Origin of the sequence: Anaerococcus hydrogenalis (assembly GCF_002871895.1) — a bacterium.
Taxonomy (GTDB): Bacteria; Bacillota; Clostridia; order Tissierellales; family Peptoniphilaceae; genus Anaerococcus; species Anaerococcus hydrogenalis.
This window is the reverse complement of sequence record NZ_PNHP01000003.1, coordinates 100,312-126,116: the sequence shown is the minus strand read 5'-3', so window position 1 is coordinate 126,116 and position 25,805 is coordinate 100,312. Positions and strand designations below refer to the sequence as shown.

Genomic DNA, 25,805 nt, shown 5'->3' with positions numbered 1-25,805 from the left:
TTTTTATATGAATTTTATTTCTTCCTTATCACTTATCATTACTGGAATTCCTACTTGATTTGTATGGATTTTTTCTTTAAATTCAATTTTTTTATCCCTATAAGATAAAAATCTTTTTAAATTAGCCATAGATTCAGTTATATCAACTAAGACTGCCTCTCCATAAAAAAGGGGATCTTTTTGATAATTTTCTATTACTTCTGTGCAGTCAGGGCAAAGGGAGCTTACAAAAATTTCAATCATTTTATCCTCCTGTATACAAGGTACTTATAGGTCGTATTTTCTTCTATAATTTCTTCAGATTCCTCTACAAGCTTAAAATTTTTATCCTCATCAAAGTTATGAAGGTAGGTATCGGCATCTTTTTTTGCATAAATTTTTGTAATAATAGCTTCATCACAATAATCTAAAAGCAAGTCAACTATTTGGCTTCCACCAATTACAAAAACTTCCCTATCCTTTTTGTTTTCCTTTATATATTTCAAAAGTTTATCCACATCATTAAAAACTAAGGCATCATCAAGCTTTAAATCCTTGTTTCTAGTAAGGACTATATTTTCCCTCTTTGGAAGGGCTCCGTGCATAGATTGGTAGGTTTTTCTTCCCATAATTACTATATTATTCAAAGTAGTTTTTTTGAAATGAGCAAGGTCTTTTTTAAAATGAAAAAGTAGCTTATTATCTTTACCAATTCCAAAATTCTCATCAACTGCTAAAATTATTTTCATAATTACTCCTTTTTAAATCTTATATCTTATTTTATCATTTTGAAGTAAAAATTAAAACTATGAAAACTTTTTTTATAAAAGTATAATATAAATATAAGTATGAAAAATAAAGGAGTAAATAATGAAATTTTTTCTAGACACTGCAAACGTTGATCAAATAAAAAGAATTAATGATTTAGGCCTATGTGATGGAGTTACAACTAACCCATCTATTATAAAAAAAGAGGGAAGAGACTTTAAGGAAGTTGTTACAGAAATAGCTTCTATAGTTGATGGACCAATTTCTGCTGAAGTTACATCTTATGATTACGATTCTATGGTTAAAGAAGCCTTAGATATTGCAAAATGGGCAGATAATATTGTTGTAAAAATCCCAATGACAGAAGATGGATTAAAGGCTATAAACACCCTTTCAAAAAAGGGAATTAAAACAAATTGCACATTAATTTTTTCAGTAAGTCAAGGACTTATGGCAGCAAAAGCTGGGGCAACATATATTTCACCATTTGTTGGAAGAATTGACGATATGGGAGAAGATGGGGGAGAATTAATTTATAATTTAAAAACTGTCTTAGATAATTATGGCCTAGAAAGCGAAATTATCGCTGCATCAATTAGGACAAACAAACACCTAGAAGAAGCAGCACTAGCAGGAAGCCATATAGCAACAATTCCAGGAAGTTTATTTGAAAAGTTATGGACACATCCATTAACCACACAAGGAATTGAAAATTTCAAAAAAGACTGGGAAGCCTTTATAAACAAATAAATTTAAAAAAGAGTTAGTTTGCCTAAATCTTTTTTTAAATATTTTAAACACAGTAAAGATTTACACAAAAAAACCAGAGCTATTAGCTCTGGTAATTTTTTATATTAAGCTTCTATTGTAACGCCTGTGTCGTATTTCTTATCGTCGATTATAACTTTTACCTTATATTCGCCTTTAAGTCCTTCTTTCATTACAACTGTTCTTGTATCTCTATCATCATCTGTTAAGAATGTACCTGAGCACATTGCTCCACGGATATTATTTGATGCAGTTGAAATGAAGTATTGATGTTCTTCTGTATCATTTTCAAGAACTAGTGCAGCTAATTGACCTTTTTCGAATTTAGCATAGAAAGTTAGCATATCGAATTGATCTTCAATTCTTGCTTCTCTCTTAGGATCTATTAAGCCTTCAGCTTCTTCTGCAGGAATTTTTACATCATTTTCTACAGTTTTTGCGTTTTTACCTACTATTTCACCTTTTCCAAGTGTTAAGTTGTTTGAACCTTCCTTGTAAAGAGAAATTTTTTCAGCTCTGTAGTAGTTTGATTTTGTTTTTAATTCCAATTCTTTTTTGCCGTGGTTCATTATAACTGTTGATGAATATAATTTTGCTCCATCATCATTATTTTGAATCAAAGCACCAAGTGAGTTTGAAGGATTTCCGTCACCATCAAATGCGATTCCACCTGAGTGCATTAAATAATAATCTTCTCCGTAATAAACCATGTTACAGATATATGGTGAGAACCATTCAGCTCCTCTTTCTTTACCATATTGGTAAGTTTGTTCGATTTCCATCTTATCTGTATCTATTCTATAAATAACTCCTCTTGAGTAGTTATCTTTTGCATCTAGATATTTATCAGGATTATTTGTTCCGAAATGGTGGTTATCAAAACATCCAACATCTCCATTTGGTGTATGGAATACTGAGTGTTGTTCATATTGCCATCCGAAATCTTCTTGTCCAGCTTTTGGTGTGAAGAAATATTTTTGATATTTTTCAGGCCAGCATTCAGGATCTCCTATAATCCAGTTAAGTTCGTGTGTATCATAGTCTATGTTTACCATAGCGTTCATATGTCTTCCTGAAAGTGAGATTGAATTTGTGTATTTGTCATACCACAAAGAGTTGTTGTGGAACCAATCTTCATCAGACCATGATCCAGATTTGTTAGCACCTGGTTCTAAGAATTCTTTGTAGTTGATTGTCTTTTTAACTTCACCAGTTTCTCTATCAATTACATAAAGTCTATCTTCAACAGTATGATCTTCAAAATCTCCAGAAAGAACCATCAAGTCTCCATTGTCCATAAAGATTTGATCGTGGTGGTAACCATTTGGAATTCTGTATTCTCTGTAAATTTTACCAACTAGGTCAAATTCATAAAGTCCTGATAAAACATATGGCATTTTGATAAGTCTGTCTGAACTCATCCAGAAATGTCCATCGTTTGTTTGTTTGATATCCCAAATCAAAGCTCTATCAAATTTAATTCTCAAATCTCCTCTGTAGTCAGTAGCTATAGAAAGGTCACTTGTTGCAGGACATGAGAATATAACTTGGTCTTTTAAATATTCTTTTGTTGTATCCATTGAAATGATGTTTTTATCAGTATCAACATCTGCAACTTTTATTGTATGAGTAACTTTCTTATCTGGGTTTTGATATGGCCAAATTTCAATTTTATTTTCATAATCATTGTAAAGACCAACTATAGGAAGTACGTGTTCTTTAGCTTTTGGGAAAGTATGGATTAAATCTCCTTCTTTTTCCTTACCCTTAATTACAATAGTAAAAGCCATTTCCTCTTCAGTATTAAATAACATAACTGCTGAAAGAGCATTTACTATGTATGGGTTATATTTAATCAAAGGATTATCAAATGTATAAGAACCTTCTCTAAGTTCTTTTAACATTTTTTCTTCGTTTTTATGTTGGATTTCTATTAAGTGCTCATTGTAAACATATTTTACGTGCTTATTTTCTGTCATTATATATACTCCTTTATCATTTTTTCAATTACTGGTTTTTGTTGTAATGCTTGCTTTCTTTCAACTTCTTTGCCATCTTTGAATAAGATGATTGTTGGGTAACCTTCAACACCATATTTTTCAACAGTTTCTTTGTTTTCTTCAAAACAAACTTTAACTATTTTAATTTGTTCAATTTCCTTGTCAACAGCATCAAGTATAAAACTTAACATCTTACAAGGTCCACATGTTCTAGAAAAGAAATCTACAAGTACTAGACCTTCTTTAATTTCTTCTTCTAATTCAACTCCATTTACTTCTTTAGCCATCTACATCTCCGTTTCTAATTTTTTAACATAGTCAAAGGCTCTTTGACCTGCTATAGCACCATCATTTACAGCTGTTGCAACTTGTCTTAAATGTTTAATAGTGCAATCACCAACTGCAAATACACCATCAAGACCTGTCTCCATAAATTCATTAACCTTTACATATCCTCTTTGGATATCAATGCCAAGATTTTGAGCATAGTCTGTTTGTGGGATAGCCCCAATATATTCAAAAACTCCGTCAGCTTCAACAGTTTCAACTAAGCTTTCGTCGTCTTTGTTAGCAAATTTTACAGCCTTAAGTAGGCCATCTTCATTAGGAATAAATTCCAAAACTTTTTTATAAGGATGAACTGTAACGTTATCAAGTGATCTTAAATGCTCTGCACTTGAAGGGTCACTTGTAAGGTCGAAATCAGTAACAACTGTTATAGATTTTACAAATTCTGACATGTAAATACTTTCATCTACTGCAGAATTTCCACCACCAATAACAACTACATCTTTATCATCATATTTGTGTCCATCACAAATTGCACACCATGAAATTGATTTTCCAGAAAGTTCTTCTTCACCTTTAATACCTAATTTTCTTGGTTTTGTTCCTGAAGCTATGATCACTGATTTTGTTATTATCTTATCTTCAGATTCAAGTGTAGAAATTTCTTTGGTTTTTCCTAAATCTTTTATGCCTGTAACTGTTTTATAATCAAACTCTACACCAAGGTGCATAACTTGCTCAAACATTTTTATAGCAAGGTCTGCTCCGTTAATAGAGGTAAATCCTGGATAATTTTCTATATCAAATGTATTCAGAACTTGGCCACCAGCAGATAACTTATCTAATAAAAGCACATTTAAGTTAGCTCTTTTAGCATAAATTGCAGCTGTTAAGCCTGCGGGACCAGCTCCCACGATTACTAAATCATACATACTAAAACTCCTTTGTCTAATAATTAACTTTTTAAATACACTTTAATTATATGATATTATGATAAGGATTTCAATTATACCTATGAATTAAAAATATTTATAAAATTAAATTTAAATATATAATATTTAATTTTATAAAGGTATTTTACAAGTGAAATTTATTTTGCTACAATAAGGATAAATTCTTAACAATTCTTATAGATTGTTAAAATACATATAAAAAAATAGGAGAACAAATGCTTAAATTAATGAGAAAAATCCCTGGTGGGATGCTAATAGTACCAATGATCATTGCTATGGTATTTACAAATATTTTCCCAAATGCTCTTCATATTGGTGGAATGACCGAGGCTACTTTTACTGGTAAGGGAAGTCAGGCAATGATAGGAATTTTATGTTTTATATCTGGAGCTAACATTGATATAAAATCGATTCCAAAAGTTATTAAAAAAATGGGATCATTGATGTTGGTTAGGGCAATTATAGGAGTTTTATTAAATATAATTTATGTGAAATTGTTTGGATTCGAAGGAATTTTAGGAATCCCTGCCCTTGCAGTTATGTCAACAACTTGTATATCAGCTGCCTTATACCTTGCCTTAACTTTAGATTATGGTTCAGACCTTGATGTTGCTGGATTTTCTTTTGCAGGACTTTTAGCAAATCCTGGAATAATGATTTTATTATATTCATTAGGTTCCGAAGGAGAGCTTGATGTAATGACTATAGTTTCATCATTAATTCCTTTAATAGTTGGACTTATAGTAGGAAATCTTGATAAAGAATTTGCATCTTTCATACACCCAGCTACAGGAATGTTGATGCCATTTTTAGGATTTACTTTTGGTGCAGGAATAAATATATTAGATGCTTTAAAACAAAGTTTAAATGGAGTTTTATTAACTCTTCCAATATACTTTATTTCACTTCCAGCCATGATATTATTTGAAAGAAAAGTATTAAAAACAAATGGGGTAGCATCATTTGCTCTTGCAGCAGTAGGGGCTATTGCCTTATCACTACCACAATTATTACAAGATATTGATCCAGTAGTTGCTGCAAATGCTAGTGCCTTAACATCACAAATGGCATTTTTGACAATTTTCACATCAATTCTCACACCAATATTATTATCAAAATATTGTAAAAAAATGGGAATAGAAAAAAACAAATTAGAAAAATAAAAAATAGGGGGATAAAAAATCCTCCTATTTTTTTGCTTATTTTTAGTTAATATTTAATTCTTTATATTCAAATCCAGTATCTTCAGCAACACCCTTGTTTGTTACATAACCATCGTAGGTATTTACAGCTGTGATAATTTCTGGAGATTTTTCACAGGCATTTTTTAAACCGAGATTAGCTATTGTTTTTATATATCTGGTTGTTGCATTTGATAGGGCATAGGTAGATGTTATTGCTACAGCTCCTGGAATATTTGCAACTGCGTAGTGAATTACACCGTGTTTTACAAAAATTGGATCAGAGTGGCTTGTTGCATGTCCTTTTGTAATATCTGTTGAACCACCTTGGTCAATAGCAACGTCTACTATTACAGAGCCTTCTTTCATTTGCTTAACCATATCTTCCTTAATAAGTTGTGGTGCACGTCTTCCTGGGATTAAAACTGTTGAAATTACTAAATCAGCATCCCTAACAGATTCTTCAATGTTCATTGGGTTTGAATAAACTGTTTCAATTTTATCTGGAAGTATATCTTGCAAATGACTTAAAGCTTCAATATTTACATCCAAAACGGTAACTCTTGCTCCCATTCCTACGGCAATTTTTGTAGCTCCTGTTCCTACAGTTCCTGCACCAACAATTACTACGTGAGCAGGTCTTACTCCTGGAACCCCTTGAAGTAAAATTCCTCTTCCACCTTCAGGTTTTGTAAGATATCTTGCACCTTCTTGAACAGCCATTCTTCCTGCAATCTCACTCATTGGGGTAAGTAGAGGTAATTTGTTGTCAAGTCTTAAGGTTTCATAGGCTATTGCAGTAACTTTTTTATCCACTAATTCTTTGGTCAATTCTTCGTTACTTGCAAGGTGAAGATAGGTATATAAAATTAATCCTTCTCTTAAATATTTATACTCTTGTTTTAAAGGTTCTTTTACCTTATATATTATATCTGCACTTTCCCAAACTTCTTTTGCAGAATTTATAATTTTTGCTCCTACTTCTTCATAATCTTTATCTTCAATTCCAGAATCTATTCCGGCATTTTTTTCTATTAATACTTCATGACCAGCCTTAACTAACTCAGAAACAGCACCAGGTACTATTGCAACTCTGGATTCTTGGTCTTTAATCTCTTTTGGTACTCCTATTATCATATTTCCTCCTTTATTTTTTAACTAGTCTAGTATGGTTATACCCAATTTGTTATAAAATAATTTTTTTTAATTATTTGTATTAAAAACAAATTTTTCTAAATAATAGGCTATACCATCTTCATCATTACTTTTTGTAATAAAATCTGCCCTTGATTTCATAAAATCAGTTCCATTTCCCATTACAACTCCACTTCCTGCCATTTCAATCATGGTTAGGTCATTTTCCTCATCTCCAAAAGCAATTACATCATCCATAGTCATACCAAAAAATCCAGCAATTTCTTTTAAACTTTTCCCCTTATCGATTCCTTTTGGCATTACTTCATAAAAGCGTGGGGTAGACTTAACTTGGGCAGTTTTATCAAAAAATTTTTCTTTTAATTTTTCTGACTCCTTATCTATTAAGTCAGGATAATGAGAGAACATAATCTTATTCGGAGCAAAATCTAGGCTATAAGCCAAATCATCAATTACCCTATAGTGGGTAAAGGCCTTTTCACAAATTTCTTTTAGTGTATAGGTGTCTTCAGAAGAAGTAAGAACTACATCATCAGAATAAATAATATAGTGCATATCAAGATTTTTCTCGGAAAATTGCAAGATTTCCTTAGCTAGATTTAAGTCTAGGGTGTGATTAATTATCACTTCACCTGTTTTATAATTTGTAATCCTTCCCCCGTTAAAATTAGAAAGAAGTCCTCCGTATTTTTTGAATTCCAAAATGTCAGCAAAAGGATAAACCCCAAAAGGATCACGGCCAGATGCTATAACAACAATATGTCCTAATTCTTGAGCTTTAATCAAAGCCTTCTTGGTTTTTTCAGTAATTTCTCTTTTAGAATTTAACAAGGTCCCGTCTATGTCAACTGCAATAAGTTTTTTCATCTTAACTCCTTTTTCTTTTCTTTTTATATACTATATTGGTCAAATATTTTTTATCAAAAAATAAATATTTTAATTTTAAGTCCTTTTATTTTAAAAAATTAAAAAAATAGGGTAATAAAACAGAAAGAGGTGATTTTATGGGAAATTTAATTAGTGTTGATAGGAAAATGAAGTTTCAAAATTTTAAGCGTTCTGAGCTTGCTGAAAGGCTTGGTAGGCTTGCTAGGATTTGTAATGACTTAGATATTCCAATTTTAATTATTGTTGATGGATGGGAGTCTTCGGGACGTGGTTATGTTATTAAGGACTTGTGTCGTGAATTTGCTGCTAAAAATTTTGATGTTGAGGTCTTTGATAAGGATGAATCTTTTGATGATAAGTATCCTTTTATAAGGAAGTTTTGGATAGATGTACCTGAAAAGGGAAGGATTAAGATTTTTGATAGGTCATTTTATTATAAAATTTTTGAAAAGAAAAATTTGTCTGATAAAGAAATTCAAAAAAGAATTGATTCTATAAAATCTATCGAAAAGGCTCTTTTTGACGACCAAACCATTATTTTGAAATTTTTCTTAAATGTAGACAAAAAGGAACAGAAAAAAAGGGTTGAGAAACTGGAGGATTCTTTTAAGGAAGATTTCTATATTGATGGTTTGGATGTAGACCAAGTTAAAAACTACAAGGATTATGAAAAACATTTCAAAAAAACCTTGGATGCTAGTGATTTTTCTTATGCGAGATGGGATATTGTAGACTCTAATGACAAAAAGGCTGCTAGCAAGGAAGTTTTGGGTCTTGCTCTTGATAGGATTAGTCAAGGAATGGAAAGAATTATTAGGCAAAGGGAAGAAAATGAAAATGAAAAAAGAGATTATATTTCTTCTTCTAATATTTTACAAAATATTGACCTTTCTAAGTCTATTTCTGATGATGAATATAAGGAAAAAAAGGATAAGCTCCAAGATGAAGTTGCTAAATTAATGTACAAATTTTACCAAAAGGGTATAAGCCAAGTTTTGGTTTTTGAGGGAGTTGATGCTGCTGGAAAAGATGGGGCTATTGAAAGGTTGATTAAAAAAGTTGATCCAAGACTCTACAGTGTTCATGGAATTTCTGCTCCATCAAAGGAAGAACTATCTAGAAATTATTTGTGGAGATTTTTTACAAAACTTCCTAGAGATGGTTATGTTGGAATTTTTTCAAGGTCTTGGTATGGAAGGGTTATGGTCGAAAGAGTTGAAGGTTTTGCCAAAACCAATGAATGGGACAGGGCCTATGAAGAAATGCTTGATATGGAAAAGCAAATTTACGACCACGGATCTTTGGTTTTGAAATTTTTTGTAACAATTGATAAGGATGAGCAATTAAAAAGATTTAAAGATAGGCAAAGAGAGCCTGATAAGCAATATAAAATCACAGATGAGGACTGGAGAAACAGGGATAAGTGGGATGATTATATTGAGGCAATGAATGAAATGCTTGAAAGAACCAATGCCAACTATGCTCCTTGGATAATTGTTGAAGGAAACTGTAAAAAATATGCAAGAATAAAGGTCATGGAAGAATATATAAAAGCTGCCAAAAATCACCTAAAAAAACTTGAAAATAAAAAATAATTTTTAAATGTAACATAGGTTACCGATTAATAATCTTTTTTCTTGTATTATAGGATTGTAAGATTAAAGAGAAGATAAAAATAGAGTATATAAAAAGAAAGGATTTTATTATGTTTTGTTTTCAATGTCAAGAAACAGCTGGTAACAAGGGCTGTACAAAAGTAGGTGTTTGTGGAAAAGATGAAAATACTGCAAATAGCCAAGATTTATTAATTTATGTAACAAAGGGACTTGCTGAAGTATTAAATAAATTAGAAAATGTTGATTCTAAATATTATGATCTAATTTCAAATAATATGTTTGTAACAATTACAAATGCAAATTTTGATGAGGAAGATATTTTAGACAAGGTAGAAGAAACTATAAAGGCAAAAGATAAATTAATCAAGGAAAATAATATTGAAGATTTATCAGATGCTGCAAAATATACAAGTGATAATAGAGATGAGCTAAAAATAAAAGCTATCGAAGTTGGTGTATTAAATATAGTAAATGAAGATGAAAGATCTTTGGTTGAATTAATCACTTATGGTCTAAAGGGAATGGCAGCTTATAACCACCACGCAAATGTTTTGGGTTATAGAAATAAAGAAGTTGATAAATTTATCACTAAAACTTTGGAAAAAACCTTAAAAGATGATAAGGATATAAATGATTTAATCAATTTAACAATGGAAACTGGAAAACATGGTCTTATGGCAATGGAAACTTTGGATAAGGCAAATACAGAAAAATTTGGTAATCCAGAAATTACTGAAGTTGATTTTTCTGCAGGAGAAAATCCAGCAATTTTAATTTCAGGTCACGATTTAAATGATATGGAAATGTTGCTTGAACAAACAAAGGGTACTGGTGTAGATGTTTATACTCACTCAGAAATGCTACCTGCAAACTACTATCCAAAATTCAAAAAATATGACCACTTCCACGGTAATTACGGAAATTCTTGGTGGAGTCAAAATGATGAATTCCAAAAATTCAATGGACCAATTTTGATGACAACAAACTGTATAGTTCCACTTAAAAAAGATAATGACTATCTTGATAGGCTATTTACAACAGGAAATGCAGGATATCCTGGTGCAAAACACATAGACCCAGATGAAAATGGCCATAAAGATTTCTCACAAATTATTGAGATGGCAAAAGCATGCAAGGCTCCAGAAAATCTAGAAAATACAAAAATTGTTGGAGGTTTTGCCCACAATCAAGTTGAAGCACTTGCAGGAGATGTGGTAAAAGAAATTAAGGCTGGAAATATTAAAAAATTCGTTGTAATGGCAGGATGTGACGGAAGACACAAGGGAAGATCTTATTACACAGAATTTGCAGAAAAATTACCAAAAGATTATGTGATTTTAACAGCAGGCTGTGCAAAATACAGATACAACAAATTAAATCTTGGAGACATAAATGGAATTCCAAGAGTATTAGATGCTGGTCAATGTAACGATTCATATTCTTTGGTAAAAACTGCTTTACTATTACAAGATGCCTTTGGCCTTGAATCAGTAAATGACTTACCACTAGAATTTAATATAGCTTGGTATGAACAAAAAGCTGTAATAGTTTTACTAGCTTTATTAAGTCTAGGAGTACAAAATATTCACCTAGGACCAACACTACCTGCTTTCTTATCAGAAACTGTAGTAAATTTCTTGGTAGAAAATTTCAATATTGCTCCAATTACAAATGTAGAAAAAGACTTAGAAGAATTTACAGCATAAAAAATAAATAGAAAATAAATCTTATTAAAAGACCCACAAAATTTGTGGGTCTTTGTCTTATATTAATATTCATTCATCATTTTTTTTACATCTTTATGTAGGTAAAAAAGTGCTATTACATTTGGAATAACCATCAAAGAATTAAATAAATCTGATAAATTCCAAACTAGTTCAATCTCTCTTGTAGATCCCCAAATTATAAAAAATAAAACTATAATCCTATAAGGAGTGAGACCTTTTTTGCCGAATAAAAATTTAATATTAGTTTCACCAAAATAGTACCAACCAACTATAGTTGTAAAGGCAAAAAATGTTAAAGATATGGAAAGAAGAATTTTTCCAATATTTCCAAATCCTAATTCAAAGGCCTTTTGGGTAACAAGGGCTCCATCAAGGCCGAATTCATTTGACTTTGTTGAAAGAATTATTAAGGCTGTTGCTGTACAAACAACCATAGTATCTATAAAAACTCCAACCATAGCTGTATAACCTTGTTCTACTGGATGTTCAACGACTGCAGTTGCGTGAGCGTGAGGAGTAGATCCCATACCAGCTTCATTAGAAAAAAGTCCCCTAGCAACACCCATAACGAGAGCTCTTTTAATACCAAATCCCAAGGCTCCACCAGCAGCTGCCTTTGTAGTAAAGGCTGCTTGAAAAATTGTTTTAACAGTTGATGGAAGGTTGGCCCTAAATTTTATAAGGATAATTACTGAAAAAACTATATAAATAAGAGCCATAAAAGGAACAACAAGTTGGGCAAAATTTGCAATTCTTTTAATACCACCAATAAAAACAAGGCCTGCAACAATAGCCACTATAAATCCAATAACAATCAAAGGTATAAAATTAAAAGCTTCGTTAATACTAGTAGCTATAGAGTTTGATTGGGTCATATTACCAAAAAAACCTAAGGCAAGAACAATAAGAATTGCAAAAGTTTTTGCTAAAATCATTCCTAATTTTTTATTTTTAAAACCATTTTTCATATAATATGCAGGTCCACCTACATATCCCTCATCATTACTTTCCCTATATTTTTGGGAAAGACAGGCTTCAGCAAAGATTGTAGCCATACCTAATAAGGCTGAAAACCACATCCAAAAAATAGCCCCAGGACCACCAACTACAATAGCAGTAGCAGTTCCTGCAACATTTCCTGTACCAACTTGGGCTGCAATAGCAACGGATAAGGCCTGGAAAGATGAAATACCATCATGGTTTTTCTCAAACATTCCACCAAAGACATTTTTAAAAGCAGTGCTAAATTTTCTAAATTGGATTGCTCCTGTATAGATTGTGTAAAAAATTCCTACACCCAGCAAAGATCCAATAAGTAGCCAGTTTCTAATTACACTATTTAAACTATTAATCAGATTCGATATCATAATTACTCCTATAACTTATTTTTTTCATATTTACTTTAAAATCCTGGATTTTGAATCAATTATATATAATTAAAAATAAATTGTCAAACAAATTTAATAAATTGATTAATTAACGAACAAGAAAACGTTACTTATAAATAATTCTTATAATGTAATTTTTAAAATACAAGGTAGGATATTATTAAATAGAGGTGAAAAATGAATTTAAGACAAATACCCATATTTAAAAATTTAAAAGAAAAAGATTTACAAATATTAAAAGAAAATATAAAAATAGAAGAAAAAATATATGAAAAAGGATCCTATATATTTAAGCAAGGAGATGTAAAAGGCGATTTATATTTTCTAAAAGAAGGATCAATATTAGTTGCAAAATTTGATTCAAATGGAAAAAGATCCATAATACAAGCCTTCAATAATAAAGCAATATTTGGAGAAGTTTATGCCTACCTAAAAGAACCATTTGATTTTTCTGCTCTGGTAGAAAAAAAATCAAAAATTATAGTAATTAAAGAATTTAGAAACTTAATAAACGAAACCATGCCAAAATCATTTTTAATAAGCTATATAGACTTAATAAGCAAAAAATGCCTAGCCCTAAGTCAAAAAAATCAAATTACAAATCAATTTACTCTCAGGCAAAAAATAGCAAACTTTTTATTAATAGAAGAAGAAAACGAAAAAGTAATCTTAAAACAAACTAGAGAAGAACTAGCAGACTTTTTATCAACAACAAGGCCATCCTTATCAAGAGAATTATCAAATATGGCGGATGAAAAAATTATTAAAATTAAAGGAAGAGAAATCGAAATTTTAAATCTAGATTTGCTAAAGGAAATATTATAAGGATATTTACTCCTATATAATAATGATAGAACTTTTATAATAAAAAAATTTGCATTATTTAAAAAAAACATATATAATAATCAAGATTGGTACAAAAATTATATAAAACTATGAAAATTACTTGATTTTTATTGGTAATTGTTGTATCATGTTTAAGTGCTATGAAGTGGGAGGTTGCTTTCACACTTAAGCCAGATGTGGAAGGTAATTTCCACCAAGCAAGCTAGAGAATAATCTCTAGTGCTTTCCAAATATAATTAAACGCCCGGTAGGGTGGCACATCAAAAGGAGGAAAAATGGCTAATCAAAAAATAAGAATTAGACTAAGAGCATATGATCATGAAATAATTGATAGCTCTGCAGAAAAAATTGTTGAAGCGGTAAAAAGATCAGGAGCAAAAGTAAGTGGACCAATTCCATTACCAACAGAAAAAGAAGTTATAACAATACTTCGTGCGGTTCACAAATACAAAGACTCAAGAGAACAGTTTGAACAAAGAACACATAAAAGATTAATCGACATCATTGGACCAAATGCTAAAACTTTAGATTCTTTAAAGAAACTAAATTTACCAGCTGGTGTTGATATAGAAATAAAACTGTAATTAGAATGATTGAAGATTTTCCAATTAATTTTGGATCAATCCGCTGTAATTAAGGAGGTACTCAAATGAAGAGTATATTTACAACAAAAGTAGGCATGACTCAAGTCATTGATGAAGATGGTGTTGTTACACCAGTAACTGTACTAAAAGCTGATGAGAATGTAATAGTTCAAGTTAAATCAGAAGAAGTTGATGGTTACAACTCAATCCAAGTTGGATATTATGACAAAAAAGAAAAAAATGTTAAAAAACCTATTAGAGGACACTTTGATAAGGCTAACGCATCTTACAAAAGATATTTAAAAGAAGTTAGACTTTCAGAAAAATCTGAATTAAGCCCTGGAGATACACTAAGTGTTGACCAATTTGAAGAAGGTGAATTAGTAGATATAGTTGCTACTTCAAAAGGTAAGGGAACACAAGGTGCTATTAAAAGATGGAACTACGGAAGAGGACCAGCAAGCCACGGTTCTAAATCACACAGAGTAGCAGGTGCAAGAGCTGCAGGTTCTGATCCAGCTAGAGTGTTCAAAGGTAGAAAAGGCTCTGGAAAAATGGGTAATGAACGTGTAACAGTTCAAAACCTAAAAGTTGTTAAAGTTAACACAGAAGACAGCTACATCTTAGTTAAAGGCGCTGTTCCAGGACCAAAAGGTGGACTTGTTCAAGTAAAACAAGCAATCAAGAGCCTATAATAAGGAGGAATAAATGCCTAAAGTAGAAGTTTTAAATATAAAAGGAGAAAATGTTGGTGAAATCGAGTTAAACGAAACTCTTTTTGCAGCAGATATCGCTGAAACAGCTGTTTATGATACAGTTAAAAACCAACTAGCTAATAAAAGACAAGGCACACAATCCGCTAAGACTCGTTCAGAAGTAAGAGGTGGAGGAAGAAAGCCATTCAGACAAAAAGGAACAGGTAGAGCTAGACAAGGATCTATAAGGGCACCTCACTATACAGGTGGTGGAATTGTATTTGCACCAAAGCCAAGAGACTACAGCTACAAGATTCCTAAGAAAATGAAAAGAAAAGCTCTTTACTCAGTTTTAACTTCAAAAGTAAATGACAATGAATTAGTTGTACTTGATGAATTAAAACTTGACTCATACAAAACTAAAGAAGCAAATGAAATCTTAACAAACATAAAAGCAGATAAAAAAGCATATGTAGTTATTGCTGATAATGATGACAAAGTTTATAGATCATTTAGAAATATTGAAGGTTGTGATGTAGAAAAAGCAAACCTAATCAATGTATATGACCTTTTAAGACATAACAAACTTGTTATAACAAAAGAAGCAATCGCAAAACTTGAGGAGGTATTTATATAATGAAATCACCTTACGAAATAGTAAAAAGACCAATAATTACTGAAAAAAGTATGGAGTTAATTGAAGATAATAAATACACTTTTGAAGTAGACAAAAATGCTAACAAAGCAGAAATCAAACATGCAATCGAAACTATCTTTGAAGGAGTAAAGGTTAAAAAAGTAAGAACATTAAACTTTACAGGTAAAAAAGTTAGAACTAGATATGGTTATGGTAAAAAAGCTGATTGGAAAAAAGCTTACGTTACATTAACTGAAGATTCTGAAGCAATTGAATACTTCGACGGAATGTAGGGAGGATTTAAATGCCTATAAGAAAATTAAAACCAACATCAAACGGACACAGAAATATGTCTGTTATGACATATAGTGAAATCACAAAAAAAGCCCCAGAAAAATCTCTTACAACTGATTTGAAAAAATCAGGTGGAAGAAATAATACTGGTAGAATAACAGTTCGCCATAGAGGTGGTGGAGCTAAAAGAAAATATAGAATCATTGATTTCAAAAGAAACAAAGATAATATACCAGCAAGAGTAAAAGCTATTGAATATGATCCAAACAGATCTGCAAATATTGCTCTTTTAGCTTATGCTGACGGAGAAAAAAGATATATACTAGCTCCAAGAAATCTTAAAGTTGGAGATGTAGTTGAAAGTGGAAAAGAAGCTGATATCAAACCAGGTAATGCACTTGAATTAAAAGATATTCCAGTAGGTACACAAATTCACAATATCGAACTTAAGGCAGGAAGAGGAGCAATTCTTGTAAGAAGTGCAGGAGTTTCTGCTCAACTTATGGCTAAAGAAGGAAGATTTGCAACAGTAAAATTACCAAGTGGTGAAACAAGATTAATCCACAATGATTGTAAAGCAACAATCGGTATGGTTGGAAACATCGAACACGAATTAGTAAGAGTTGGTAAAGCTGGTAAAACAAGATATATGGGTCAAAGACCACATGTAAGAGGATCAGCAATGAACCCAGTAGACCATCCACACGGTGGTGGTGAAGGAAGAACACCAGTAGGTAGACCAGCACCATCAACACCATGGGGTAAACCAGCACTTGGTCTTAAAACAAGAAAGAAGAAAAATAAATCTTCTAAATACATTGTAAGAAGAAGAAACGAAAAATAGGGGGATTTAATGGCTAGATCACTAAAAAAAGGACCTTTTGTCGATGAACATTTAATGAAAAAAATTGAAGCATTAAATGAAAAAAATGACAAAAAGGTAGTTAAAACTTGGTCAAGACGTTCTACAATATTTCCTGAATTTGTAGAACATACTATAGCAGTTCACGATGGTAGAAAGCATGTTCCAATATATATAACAGAAGATATGGTTGGACATAAACTTGGAGAATTCGTTCCAACAAGAACTTTCAAAGGCCACGCTAAAAAAGCGACTGAATTGAAATCAAAATTAAGATAGGAGAGTATAAATGGAAGTTAAAGCAACAGCTAAATATGTAAGAATATCTCCTCTTAAAGTTAATTATATATGTAGAGAAATTAGAGGTAAACAAGTAGATGAAGCACTTACTATTTTAAGATTTACAAATAAAAAAGGTGCTAGACTACTTTCAGACGTACTTAAAAGTGCAATAGCAAACGCAGAAAACAATAACGGATTATCTAGAGAAAATCTTATTGTTAAAAAAGCCTTCGCAAACGACGCTCCAACTATGAAAAGATGGAGACCTAAGGCTAAGGGTGCAGCTTATCCAATCCTTAAGAGATCATCTCACATAGGTGTAGTTCTTACAGAAGACGAAGTAGAGGAGGCATAATAATGGGTCAAAAAGTAAATCCTAAAGGTTTTAGAGTTGGCGTAATTAAAGAATGGGACTCTAAATGGTATGCAAATAAAAAAGACTTTTCTGAACTTTTAGTAGAAGATCATAAGATAAGAGAATTAGTTAAAAAAGAAGTTTACGATGCAGGAATTTCTGATATAGAAATTGAAAGAGCAGTAAATAACATCAAAGTTTCAGTTTATACTGGAAAACCAGGAATGGTAATCGGTAAAGGCGGAGCAGGAGTAGAAGAATTAAAGAAAAAAGTTGAAAAAATCGCTCCTGGCAAAAGAGTAATAATTAACGTTGAAGAAATCAAAAATCAAGACGTTGATGCTCAATTAGTAGCTGAAAATATTGCAGCGCAACTTGAAAATCGTATCACATTTAGACGTGCTATGAAACAAGCAGTTCAAAGAACAATGAGAGCTGGAGCTGTAGGGATCAAAACTCAAGTATCTGGTAGACTTGGTGGTGCTGATATGGCAAGAAGCGAAGGATACAACGAAGGAAAAGTTCCACTTCAAACACTAAGAGCAGATGTTGATTATGGTTTTGCAGAAGCTGATACCCAATATGGTAAAATCGGATGTAAAGTTTGGATTAACAGAGGAGAAGTTCTTCCTGGAGAAAAAGCAAAGAGAATTCCAGACATTAAACAACCAAAACAAAACAGAAGAAACAAGAAAAGACGTCCAAATAGAAGAAACAACGATAGATAATATTATTATCTCAAGGAGGAAACAAGATTATGTTAATGCCTAAAAGAGTAAAATATCGTAGACAACATAGGGGAAGAATGAAAGGTAAAGCCCAAAAAGGTAATACACTTGCTTATGGTGAATACGGATTACAAGCACTAGGTAGCACATGGTTAACAGCTAACCAAATCGAGGCTGCAAGACGTGCTATGACAAGATATATAAAAAGAGGCGGAAATATTTGGATTAAAGTATTTCCAGACAAACCAGTATCAAAGAAGCCAGCAGAAGTAAGAATGGGATCTGGTAAAGGTGCTCCAGAATATTGGGTAGCAGTAGTTAAACCAGGTAGAATTTTGTTTGAAATGAGTGGTGTAAGTGAAGAAGTTGCAAGAGAAGCTATGAGACTTGCAGCACAAAAACTTCCAATCAAAACAAAATTTGTAAAAAGGCTTGAAGTCAAAGAAGTGGAGGAAGCTTAATGAAAGCAGTAGAAATCAGAAAATTAAGTGAAAGCGAATTAAATAAAAAACTTTTCGATTTACAATCTGAATTATTTAATCTTCGTTTCCAATTGGCTACAGGTCAACTTGAAAACCCAGCTGCTATTGGAAATGTTAAACAAGATATAGCTAGAGTAAAAACAATCCAAACAGAGAGAAAGCTCAATATAAATAAGGAGGCTTAACTTGATGGAAAGAAATAGTAGAAGATCCGTTCAAGGAATAGTTGTATCAGATAAAATGGATAAAACAATTACTGTAAAAGTAGAAACAAAAATCCAACACCCTGTATACAAAAAAAGATTAAATGTAAGTAAGAAATATAAAGCTCACGATGAGAACAATGAAGCGAGAGTTGGCGATACAGTAACAATAATGGAAACTAGACCATTATCTAAGACAAAAAGATGGAGACTAGTTAAAATTAACGAGACTGCAGTTCGTGCTTAATTAGGTAAAGGAGATTATTATGATACAACAAGAATCTCGTATGAGAGTAGCAGATAACTCCGGAGCAAGAGAACTTTCAGTTATCAAAGTTCTTGGAGGAGCCGGAAGAAGATACGCAAACATTGGGGACATAGTTACTTGTTCAGTTAAAAGTGCAACACCCGGTGGAGCGGTAAAAAAAGGTGAAGTTGTAAAAGCTGTTATAGTTAGAACTTCAAGAGGAGTTAAAAGAAGCGATGGATCATACATCAAATTTGATGACAACGCAGCTGTAATAGTAAAAGACGACAAATCACCTGTAGGAACTCGTATATTCGGGCCAGTAACAAGAGAACTTCGTCATGAAGGATTCATGAGAATTATCTCACTTGCACCGGAAGTATTATAGGAGGATTAAATGCATATTAAAAAAGGCGATAAAGTCCAAGTAATATCAGGTGAATATAAAGGACACGTAGGAGAAGTTATTAAAGCATTTCCTAAGGAAAATAGAGTAATAGTTGAAGGTGCAAACATTCAAACTAAACACCAAAAAGCAAGACAAATGGGTGAAGAAAGTGGAAGATTTGAAAGAGAAGGAAAAATCTCAGCATCAAAAGTTCTACTATACTCAGAAAGCTTGAAAAAAGGTGTAAGAACATCAACTGAAATAATCGATGGAAAAAAAGTAAGAGTTTGCAAAAAAACTGACGAAAAATTCGATTAGATCCAAAAGGAGTAATTATGACAAGTAGATTAAAAGAAAAATATAAATCAGAAGTTGTTAAAGGTCTTGTGGATCAATTCGGTTATGAAAACTTAATGCAAGTACCAAAACTTGAAAAAATTGTTATAAATATCGGACTTGGTGAAGCAAAAGATAATAAAAACATTTTAAACAAGGCAAAAAATGAACTTGCACTTATTACAGGTCAACAACCAATTGAAATAAAAGCTAAAAAATCTGTATCAAACTTCAAACTAAGAGAAGGCCAACCAATAGGTACAAAAGTAACTCTTAGAGGAGAAAAAATGTATGATTTCATGGATAAATTAATCTCAATTTCTCTACCAAGGGTAAGAGACTTTAGAGGAATCAATCCAAATTCATTTGATGGAAGAGGAAATTATTCATTAGGAATCAAGGAACAATTAATATTCCCAGAAATTAACTATGATGATGTTGATTTCTTACATGGTATGGATATTACATTTGTAACAACAGCAAAAACTGATGAAGAAGCTAAAGCATTCTTAACATTAATGGGAATGCCTTACAGAAAATAAAGGAGCAAAAAATGGCAAGAAAGTCAATGATTGCGAAACAAAAAAGAAAGCCAAAATACAGTACAAGAGCATATTCAAGATGCAAGATTTGTGGAAGACCACATTCTGTATTAAGAAAATACGGTATTTGCCGTGTATGCTTTAGAGAGCTCGCAAACAAAGGTGAAATTCCTGGAGTAAGAAAAGCAAGCTGGTAAGTTAGGAGGAAAATAATTATGATGACAGATCCAATTGCGGATATGCTAACAAGAATAAGAAATGGTAATAAAGCTAATCATACATCTGTAAGCTTACCATCTTCTAATGAGAAACGTGCTATTGCTCAAATTCTATTAGACGAAGGTTACATCAAAGGATTTGATGTAGAAGAAGACAATAAGCAAGGTATTCTTACAATAGACTTGAAATACGCAGAAGAAGGCGAAAAAGTTATAACAGGACTTAGAAGAATTTCTAAACCAGGATTAAGAGTTTATGTAAAAGCTAATGAAGTACCAAAAGTACTTGATGGACTTGGAATTGCAATAATCTCAACATCAAAAGGACTATTAACAGATAAAGCAGCAAGAGACTTAAATGTCGGCGGCGAAGTTATGTGTTATGTATGGTAAGGAGGAATAAATGTCAAGAATAGGTAAAAAACCAATTGAAATCCCTTCTGGAGTAACTATTGATGTTAAAGACAATTTGGTTACAGTAAAAGGACCAAAAGGTGAAGATTCTCAATTAGTATCAAAAAACTTGAAACTTGAACAAAATGATAACGAGTTAAATGTTATCGCTTCTGAAAATCCTACAAAAATTGAAAATCAAGAACATGGTCTATTTAGATCATTAATTGCAAACATGGTTTTAGGAGTAACAGAAGGATATCAAAAAACTCTTCAAATAGAAGGAACAGGATATAGAGCTCAAAAACAAGGTAAAACTCTAGTAATGAATCTAGGATTTTCTCACCAAGTTAAACTGGACGATCCTGAAGGTATTGAGGTAGAAGTTCCTAATGATAGAACAATCATTGTAAAAGGAACAAATAAACAACTTGTTGGACAATATGCAGCAAATATCAGAAGATGGAGAAAACCTGAACCATACAAGGGTAAAGGAATCCGTTATGAAGGTGAGCATATTAGAAGAAAAGTTGGTAAGACAGGTAAGTAGGGGGCAATAATGGCTAAAAAAACTAAAGAGCAAAAATTAAAAACTCGTAAGTACAGAGTTAGAAATAAAGTCAGTGGAACTGCTCAAAAACCAAGACTTAGTGTCTACAAATCAAATACTAATATATATGCACAATTAATAGATGATGATGCACAAGTAACACTTGCAAGTGCAAACACATTACAAAAAGAAGTAAATGAAGGTTTAGAAAATTGTGCAAACATTGAAGCTGCCACAAAAGTTGGCGAAATGATAGCAAAAGTTGCACTTGATAAAGGAATCGAAGAGGTTGTTTTTGATAGAAACGGATATCTTTATCACGGAAAAGTAAAAGCCCTAGCTGAAGCAGCAAGAGAAAATGGTCTTAAGTTTTAACGAGGGAGGATTTAGATGTATTTATTAAAACAAGATGTAGACAAACTAAACCTCGAAGATAGAGTAGTTAGTATAAATAGAGTTGCGAAAACTGTTAAAGGTGGACGTAACATGAGATTTGCTGCCTTAGTGGTAGTAGGAGATCAAAATGGACACGTTGGTGTTGGAACTGGAAAAGCAACAGAAGTTCCAGAAGCTATAAGAAAAGCAACAGAAGATGGAAAAAAACACATGATTACTGTTCCTATAGTAAACACTACTGTTCCACACAGAACATTGGCAAACAAAGGTGCAGGATCTGTACTATTAATGCCAGCTAAAGAAGGTACCGGAATCATAGCAGGTGGACCAGTTCGTGCTATTTGTGAACTTGCAGGATACAAGGACATAAGAGCTAAAAACTTAGGTTCATCAAATCCTAAAAATATCATTAATGCTTGCTTAAAAGCTTTCTCTTCAATGAAGACTGTAGAAGAAGTAGCAAGATTACGTGGTAAATCAATAGAAGAATTCGATTATTAAGGAGTAATTCTATGGCAAAAGTTGAAATTAAATTAAAAAAATCCTTCATAGGCAGAAAAGATGATCAAATAGCTACTGCAAAAGCACTAGGTCTTAAAAAGATTGGCCAAACAGTAGTAAGAGAAGATAATTCTGCACTAAGAGGAATGATCAATAAAATTCCATTTATGTTGGAAGTTAAAGAATTAAGCTAGGAGGTGTAAAATGAAACTTCACGATTTAAAACCTAACCAAAAGCTAAAGACAAAAAATAGAAAAGGTAGAGGTCCAGGAAGTGGAAACGGAACTAGAGCAGGTCGTGGTCAAGACGGACAAAACTCAAGAAGTGGTGGAGGAGTTAGACCAGGATTTGAAGGTGGCCAAATGCCATTATTTAGACGTCTTCCAAAAAGAGGATTCAAAAATATTAACACAAAACAATACGAAACAATAAACGTATGTGATTTAGATATCTTTGAAGACGGTACAGAAGTTACACCTGAACTACTATTTGAAAATAAGATTTTAAATAAAAATAAAGCAAAAGCTGGAATCAAAATTCTTGGTGATGGCGAAATAACAAAAAAATTAACAGTTAAAGCTCACAAATTTACAAAATCTGCAGAAGAAAAAATCACAGCCCAAGGGGGAAAGGCTGAGGTGATCTAATGTTAGATACGCTAAAGAGAGCATGGGGTGAAGAAGAAATTAGAAAGAAATTCTACTTCACTCTTGTGATGTTATTAATCTATAGACTTGGAAATAACATCCCAATTCCATTTATTGACGCACAAAAGTTAGCTGCGGCATATAAAGGAATGGAAGGAACCCTTGTTGATTACTTAAATATGCTAACAGGTGGTGGCCTTTCAACCCTATCAATATTTGCACTTGGAGTACAACCTTACATTACAGCATCAATCGTAATGCAGTTACTCACAGTTGTAATACCAAGACTTGAAGAGCTAACAAAAGAAGGCGAAGCAGGAAGAAAAACTATACAAAAATATACAAGATATATGACAATATTTCTTGCTATATTTCAAGCTATAGCGATAACAAATGGATTATACGGAGCAGCTTTATTATCTGCTACACCATTTCAAAAACTAGTTATGAATGTAGTACTTATCGGTGGAACAATGCTTGTAACATGGATGGGTGAAACCATAACAGAAAAAGGAATAGGAAACGGTGTATCAATTATAATCTTCATGGGTATCATTGCAAATGTACCTAAAACATTAAAAACATGGAAGACTGGTCTTCACTACAATACAATCTCATGGCTTTCAATCTTAGTTATGGCAATTGTAGTAATATTTATAGTAGTATTTACTGTAAGAATTACAGAAGGTGAAAGAAAAATACCTGTCCAATATGCAAAAAGAGTAGTTGGAAGAAAAATGTATGGTGGACAATCAACCCATATTCCTGTAAAAGTAAATATGAGTGGTGTAATGCCAATAATATTTGCTTCAGCAGTTTTAGCTATCCCATCAACAATTTCATTATTTATGGGAAGAGCAAATGGAGGATTGAATCAATTCTTTAGCAAATCAACACACGGATTTATAATATATCTTGTTGTCCAAGCTGCACTAATATTAGTGTTTGCATATTTCTACAACATGATACAATTTAATACAGTTGAATATGCTAAGCAACTACAACAAAATGGTGGTTTTGTACCAGGAATTAGACCAGGAAAACCAACTAGTGATTACCTAGCAAAAGTTGGAAACAAAATCACATTTATCGGTGCTATTTCGTTAGCCTTACTTACAATAGTACCAGCACTATCATCAAGATTTTTAGGACTAAACTTATCATTTGGAGGAAGTTCAGTAATAATTGTTGTTGGTGTAATACTTGAAACAGTGAAACAAATAGAAGCTATGCTTACTATGAAAAACTACAAAGGATTTTTAAACAGGTAATATTATGAATATCATATTGTTAGGACCTCCGGGAGCCGGAAAAGGAACACAAGCAGAAAGATTAATTAAAGAATTGGATGCAGTTCAAATTTCAACAGGTGATATATTTAGAACAAATATAAAAAATAATACACCTTTGGGAACTAAGGCTAAAGAATATATTAACAAGGGTCAATTAGTTCCTGATGAGTTAACAATAGATTTAGTTTGGGATGCCTTAGATAAGGTAGAAGATGGAAAAACAATTCTACTTGATGGTTTTCCAAGAAATATTACTCAAGCCGAAGCACTTGATGAAGGAATGCAAAAAAGAGATAATAAGATTGATAAGGTAATAAATATCAACGTACCTGAAGATGTAATTATTGAAAGAATATCTGGAAGAAGAGTAAATGTGTCTACTGGAAAAGTTTATCATATAAAATTCAACCCACCAAAAGTTGAAGGGATTGATGATGAAACAGGAGAAAAACTAATCCAAAGAGAAGATGACACAGAAGCTGCAGTTAAAGAAAGACTTGATGTTTACAACAAACACACATCAGTTTTGATTGATTACTACAACAAAAAAGGTATATTAGTTACTATTGACGGTGCAAAAACTCCTGATGAAGTTTTTGATCAAATTAAAAAAAGTTTAGGTAGATAGATAAAAAATATTAACAAATATGCTAAATTTTTCAATGGATTACAAAATCGAAAACGAGATAAAGATAGAGTCTTTCATAAAAGATATCTTGATTATGTCTTGTTGTAAAAAGAATCAATCAGACATTAATAGATCAAAATAAAAAAAGAAAAGGAGAGATTTTATCGATGTCAAAAAAAGATGCTATAGAAGTAACAGGAGTAGTTAAAGAAGCTCTACCAAATGCAATATTTAAAGTAGAACTAGAAAATGGACATGAAATACAAGCACATATTTCAGGTAAACTAAGAATGAACTACATTAGAATATTACCAGGAGATACAGTTACAGTAGAATTATCTCCATACGATCTTACTCAAGGAAGAATTACTTGGAGAAAGAAATAGTCACGGGAGTGTTAAAGATTTTGAAAAAATCTTTAATTTTCGAGGCGAATAAGAGCTAGAAAAACTAAGCGAGCAAGCTTTAAGCTGACTATTTGATAAACAAGTTTAGATAAAGAAAGAGAGAACGATAATGAAAGTTAGAGCATCAGTTAAGAAAATGTGTGATAAATGCAAAATTATCAAAAGAAATGGTAAAGTTATGGTAATTTGCGAAAATCCAAAACATAAACAAAGACAAGGTTAAGGAGGTTTTAGATGCCAAGAATAGCTGGTATAGACTTACCTAGAGAAAAAAGAGCAGAAATTGGATTGACTTATATTTATGGTATAGGAAAATCTTCAGCACAAGAAATATTAGAAAAAGCAGGAATTAATCCTGATACAAAAATGAAAGACCTTACAGAAGGCGAATTAGGAAAAATTCGTGAGGTACTTGACGATTATACAATCGAAGGTGATTTAAGACGTGAAGTATCAATGAATATTAGAAACCTTAGAGAAATTAATTGCTACAGAGGACTAAGACATAAAAAAGGTCTACCTGTAAGAGGTCAAAATACAAAAAATAACGCAAGAACTAGAAAAGGAAGACATTAGGAGG

Annotated in this window: 39 protein-coding genes; 31 read left to right on the top strand and 8 right to left on the bottom strand. The window is 32.0% G+C overall.

Translation table 11 applies throughout. The features are described 5' to 3' along the window. Positions 1-3 precede the first annotated feature (3 nt). Together CJ192_RS05390 and CJ192_RS05385 are read right to left on the bottom strand one after the other, a co-directional pair. Entirely contained in the window at positions 4-243 is a 240-nt protein-coding gene (locus CJ192_RS05390; RefSeq protein ID WP_102198028.1) for a hypothetical protein, read from the bottom strand. Continuing rightward, on the bottom strand, positions 240-728 hold the full coding sequence (locus tag CJ192_RS05385; RefSeq protein WP_102198027.1) for a dihydrofolate reductase: 489 nt from the start codon (positions 726-728) through the stop codon (positions 240-242). Before CJ192_RS05385 ends, CJ192_RS05390 begins: the two co-directional genes overlap by 4 nt. A 121-nt stretch (positions 729-849) precedes the next feature. Between CJ192_RS05385 and fsa the strand changes: the two genes are divergently transcribed. Further along, entirely contained in the window at positions 850-1,497 is a 648-nt protein-coding gene (gene fsa, locus CJ192_RS05380; protein WP_039914440.1) for a fructose-6-phosphate aldolase, read from the top strand. 104 nt (positions 1,498-1,601) lie between these two features. On the opposite strand, the gene CJ192_RS05375 is transcribed toward fsa, so the two are convergent. The 3 genes from CJ192_RS05375 to CJ192_RS05365 are packed head-to-tail and all read right to left on the bottom strand — an operon-like array spanning position 1,602 to position 4,735. Beyond that, positions 1,602-3,494, bottom strand: a complete 1,893-nt coding sequence (locus CJ192_RS05375; protein ID WP_004815437.1) for an aryl-sulfate sulfotransferase — start codon at positions 3,492-3,494, stop codon at positions 1,602-1,604. Beyond that, positions 3,494-3,802 carry a thioredoxin family protein gene (locus CJ192_RS05370; RefSeq protein WP_004817864.1) on the bottom strand — a complete coding sequence of 103 codons (309 nt, stop codon included), beginning with the start codon at positions 3,800-3,802 and terminating at the stop codon, positions 3,494-3,496. The genes CJ192_RS05375 and CJ192_RS05370 overlap by 1 nt, the downstream gene beginning before the upstream one ends. Then, complete coding sequence (locus CJ192_RS05365) at positions 3,803-4,735, bottom strand: NAD(P)/FAD-dependent oxidoreductase (protein ID WP_102198026.1); 933 nt, start codon at positions 4,733-4,735, stop codon at positions 3,803-3,805. Positions 4,736-4,971: 236 nt separating this feature from the next. Here CJ192_RS05365 and CJ192_RS05360 point away from each other — a divergent pair, with 236 nt between their 5' ends. Beyond that, the gene (locus tag CJ192_RS05360; RefSeq protein ID WP_102198025.1) at positions 4,972-5,919 is read left to right on the top strand and encodes a 2-keto-3-deoxygluconate permease; all 948 of its coding nucleotides are present in this window, start codon (positions 4,972-4,974) and stop codon (positions 5,917-5,919) included. Between the two features lie 42 nt (positions 5,920-5,961). Here the strand turns inward: CJ192_RS05360 and ald are convergent, their stop codons facing one another. Together ald and CJ192_RS05350 are read right to left on the bottom strand one after the other, a co-directional pair. Continuing rightward, the gene (gene ald / locus CJ192_RS05355) at positions 5,962-7,074 is read right to left on the bottom strand and encodes an alanine dehydrogenase (RefSeq protein WP_102198024.1); all 1,113 of its coding nucleotides are present in this window, start codon (positions 7,072-7,074) and stop codon (positions 5,962-5,964) included. Positions 7,075-7,140: 66 nt separating this feature from the next. Continuing rightward, positions 7,141-7,959, bottom strand: a complete 819-nt coding sequence (locus CJ192_RS05350) for a Cof-type HAD-IIB family hydrolase (RefSeq protein ID WP_102198023.1) — start codon at positions 7,957-7,959, stop codon at positions 7,141-7,143. Between the two features lie 137 nt (positions 7,960-8,096). On the opposite strand from CJ192_RS05350, the gene CJ192_RS05345 reads away from it, so the two are divergent. Both CJ192_RS05345 and hcp read left to right on the top strand, forming a co-directional pair. After that, the gene (locus CJ192_RS05345) at positions 8,097-9,575 is read left to right on the top strand and encodes a hypothetical protein (protein WP_102198022.1); all 1,479 of its coding nucleotides are present in this window, start codon (positions 8,097-8,099) and stop codon (positions 9,573-9,575) included. Positions 9,576-9,685: 110 nt separating this feature from the next. Next, positions 9,686-11,302, top strand: a complete 1,617-nt coding sequence (hcp, locus tag CJ192_RS05340; RefSeq protein ID WP_102198021.1) for a hydroxylamine reductase — start codon at positions 9,686-9,688, stop codon at positions 11,300-11,302. Positions 11,303-11,364: 62 nt separating this feature from the next. On the opposite strand, the gene CJ192_RS05335 is transcribed toward hcp, so the two are convergent. Beyond that, the gene (locus CJ192_RS05335; protein WP_102198020.1) at positions 11,365-12,690 is read right to left on the bottom strand and encodes an alanine/glycine:cation symporter family protein; all 1,326 of its coding nucleotides are present in this window, start codon (positions 12,688-12,690) and stop codon (positions 11,365-11,367) included. 198 nt (positions 12,691-12,888) lie between these two features. Here CJ192_RS05335 and CJ192_RS05330 point away from each other — a divergent pair, with 198 nt between their 5' ends. From CJ192_RS05330 to rpsM, 27 genes are all read left to right on the top strand, one after another. Then, a complete protein-coding gene (locus CJ192_RS05330) occupies positions 12,889-13,536 on the top strand; it encodes a Crp/Fnr family transcriptional regulator (RefSeq protein ID WP_004817908.1) in 648 nt (215 codons plus the stop codon). A gap of 296 nt (positions 13,537-13,832) precedes the next feature. Continuing rightward, on the top strand, positions 13,833-14,141 hold the full coding sequence (gene rpsJ, locus CJ192_RS05325; protein WP_004815458.1) for a 30S ribosomal protein S10: 309 nt from the start codon (positions 13,833-13,835) through the stop codon (positions 14,139-14,141). Positions 14,142-14,206: 65 nt separating this feature from the next. After that, complete coding sequence (gene rplC, locus CJ192_RS05320; protein WP_102198019.1) at positions 14,207-14,836, top strand: 50S ribosomal protein L3; 630 nt, start codon at positions 14,207-14,209, stop codon at positions 14,834-14,836. Between the two features lie 13 nt (positions 14,837-14,849). Next, positions 14,850-15,473 (top strand): 50S ribosomal protein L4, encoded by a 624-nt coding sequence (rplD, locus tag CJ192_RS05315; protein WP_102198018.1) that lies wholly within the window; start codon positions 14,850-14,852, stop codon positions 15,471-15,473. Next, a complete protein-coding gene (gene rplW, locus CJ192_RS05310) occupies positions 15,473-15,766 on the top strand; it encodes a 50S ribosomal protein L23 (protein WP_004815462.1) in 294 nt (97 codons plus the stop codon). The genes rplD and rplW overlap by 1 nt, the downstream gene beginning before the upstream one ends. A gap of 11 nt (positions 15,767-15,777) precedes the next feature. Next, the gene (gene rplB, locus CJ192_RS05305) at positions 15,778-16,611 is read left to right on the top strand and encodes a 50S ribosomal protein L2 (RefSeq protein ID WP_102198017.1); all 834 of its coding nucleotides are present in this window, start codon (positions 15,778-15,780) and stop codon (positions 16,609-16,611) included. 9 nt (positions 16,612-16,620) lie between these two features. Beyond that, on the top strand, positions 16,621-16,908 hold the full coding sequence (rpsS, locus tag CJ192_RS05300; RefSeq protein WP_004815464.1) for a 30S ribosomal protein S19: 288 nt from the start codon (positions 16,621-16,623) through the stop codon (positions 16,906-16,908). Between the two features lie 10 nt (positions 16,909-16,918). After that, complete coding sequence (gene rplV, locus CJ192_RS05295; RefSeq protein WP_102198016.1) at positions 16,919-17,266, top strand: 50S ribosomal protein L22; 348 nt, start codon at positions 16,919-16,921, stop codon at positions 17,264-17,266. A 2-nt stretch (positions 17,267-17,268) separates the two neighbouring features. Further along, positions 17,269-17,994 (top strand): 30S ribosomal protein S3, encoded by a 726-nt coding sequence (gene rpsC, locus CJ192_RS05290; RefSeq protein ID WP_004815467.1) that lies wholly within the window; start codon positions 17,269-17,271, stop codon positions 17,992-17,994. A gap of 29 nt (positions 17,995-18,023) precedes the next feature. Next, entirely contained in the window at positions 18,024-18,455 is a 432-nt protein-coding gene (rplP, locus tag CJ192_RS05285) for a 50S ribosomal protein L16 (RefSeq protein WP_004815469.1), read from the top strand. Continuing rightward, positions 18,455-18,661, top strand: coding sequence for a 50S ribosomal protein L29 (gene rpmC, locus CJ192_RS05280; RefSeq protein WP_004815471.1), 207 nt, complete (start codon positions 18,455-18,457; stop codon positions 18,659-18,661). The genes rplP and rpmC overlap by 1 nt, the downstream gene beginning before the upstream one ends. Before the next feature lie 4 nt (positions 18,662-18,665). Further along, positions 18,666-18,926, top strand: a complete 261-nt coding sequence (rpsQ, locus tag CJ192_RS05275) for a 30S ribosomal protein S17 (protein ID WP_004815472.1) — start codon at positions 18,666-18,668, stop codon at positions 18,924-18,926. Between the two features lie 19 nt (positions 18,927-18,945). Further along, a complete protein-coding gene (rplN, locus tag CJ192_RS05270; protein ID WP_004815474.1) occupies positions 18,946-19,314 on the top strand; it encodes a 50S ribosomal protein L14 in 369 nt (122 codons plus the stop codon). 9 nt (positions 19,315-19,323) lie between these two features. Then, on the top strand, positions 19,324-19,632 hold the full coding sequence (gene rplX, locus CJ192_RS05265) for a 50S ribosomal protein L24 (RefSeq protein ID WP_004815475.1): 309 nt from the start codon (positions 19,324-19,326) through the stop codon (positions 19,630-19,632). Positions 19,633-19,649: 17 nt separating this feature from the next. After that, entirely contained in the window at positions 19,650-20,192 is a 543-nt protein-coding gene (gene rplE, locus CJ192_RS05260) for a 50S ribosomal protein L5 (RefSeq protein WP_004815477.1), read from the top strand. 11 nt (positions 20,193-20,203) lie between these two features. Next, complete coding sequence (locus tag CJ192_RS05255) at positions 20,204-20,389, top strand: type Z 30S ribosomal protein S14 (protein ID WP_004815479.1); 186 nt, start codon at positions 20,204-20,206, stop codon at positions 20,387-20,389. An 18-nt stretch (positions 20,390-20,407) separates the two neighbouring features. Further along, positions 20,408-20,803 (top strand): 30S ribosomal protein S8, encoded by a 396-nt coding sequence (rpsH, locus tag CJ192_RS05250; protein WP_004815481.1) that lies wholly within the window; start codon positions 20,408-20,410, stop codon positions 20,801-20,803. 10 nt (positions 20,804-20,813) lie between these two features. Next, positions 20,814-21,353, top strand: coding sequence for a 50S ribosomal protein L6 (rplF, locus tag CJ192_RS05245; protein ID WP_102198015.1), 540 nt, complete (start codon positions 20,814-20,816; stop codon positions 21,351-21,353). Positions 21,354-21,362: 9 nt separating this feature from the next. Further along, complete coding sequence (gene rplR, locus CJ192_RS05240; RefSeq protein WP_004815489.1) at positions 21,363-21,728, top strand: 50S ribosomal protein L18; 366 nt, start codon at positions 21,363-21,365, stop codon at positions 21,726-21,728. A 15-nt stretch (positions 21,729-21,743) separates the two neighbouring features. Beyond that, on the top strand, positions 21,744-22,250 hold the full coding sequence (rpsE, locus tag CJ192_RS05235; RefSeq protein WP_004815490.1) for a 30S ribosomal protein S5: 507 nt from the start codon (positions 21,744-21,746) through the stop codon (positions 22,248-22,250). A gap of 11 nt (positions 22,251-22,261) precedes the next feature. Then, complete coding sequence (gene rpmD, locus CJ192_RS05230; protein WP_004817749.1) at positions 22,262-22,444, top strand: 50S ribosomal protein L30; 183 nt, start codon at positions 22,262-22,264, stop codon at positions 22,442-22,444. A gap of 10 nt (positions 22,445-22,454) precedes the next feature. Continuing rightward, the gene (gene rplO, locus CJ192_RS05225) at positions 22,455-22,898 is read left to right on the top strand and encodes a 50S ribosomal protein L15 (RefSeq protein WP_004817825.1); all 444 of its coding nucleotides are present in this window, start codon (positions 22,455-22,457) and stop codon (positions 22,896-22,898) included. Beyond that, entirely contained in the window at positions 22,898-24,169 is a 1,272-nt protein-coding gene (gene secY / locus CJ192_RS05220; protein ID WP_102198014.1) for a preprotein translocase subunit SecY, read from the top strand. The genes rplO and secY overlap by 1 nt, the downstream gene beginning before the upstream one ends. A gap of 4 nt (positions 24,170-24,173) precedes the next feature. Beyond that, on the top strand, positions 24,174-24,818 hold the full coding sequence (locus CJ192_RS05215) for an adenylate kinase (protein ID WP_004815498.1): 645 nt from the start codon (positions 24,174-24,176) through the stop codon (positions 24,816-24,818). Positions 24,819-24,985: 167 nt separating this feature from the next. Beyond that, complete coding sequence (infA, locus tag CJ192_RS05210; RefSeq protein ID WP_004815500.1) at positions 24,986-25,204, top strand: translation initiation factor IF-1; 219 nt, start codon at positions 24,986-24,988, stop codon at positions 25,202-25,204. Between the two features lie 130 nt (positions 25,205-25,334). Then, positions 25,335-25,448, top strand: coding sequence for a 50S ribosomal protein L36 (gene rpmJ, locus CJ192_RS05205; protein ID WP_004818043.1), 114 nt, complete (start codon positions 25,335-25,337; stop codon positions 25,446-25,448). Positions 25,449-25,459: 11 nt separating this feature from the next. Beyond that, entirely contained in the window at positions 25,460-25,801 is a 342-nt protein-coding gene (rpsM, locus tag CJ192_RS05200; RefSeq protein WP_004815502.1) for a 30S ribosomal protein S13, read from the top strand. Positions 25,802-25,805: the final 4 nt, after the last annotated feature.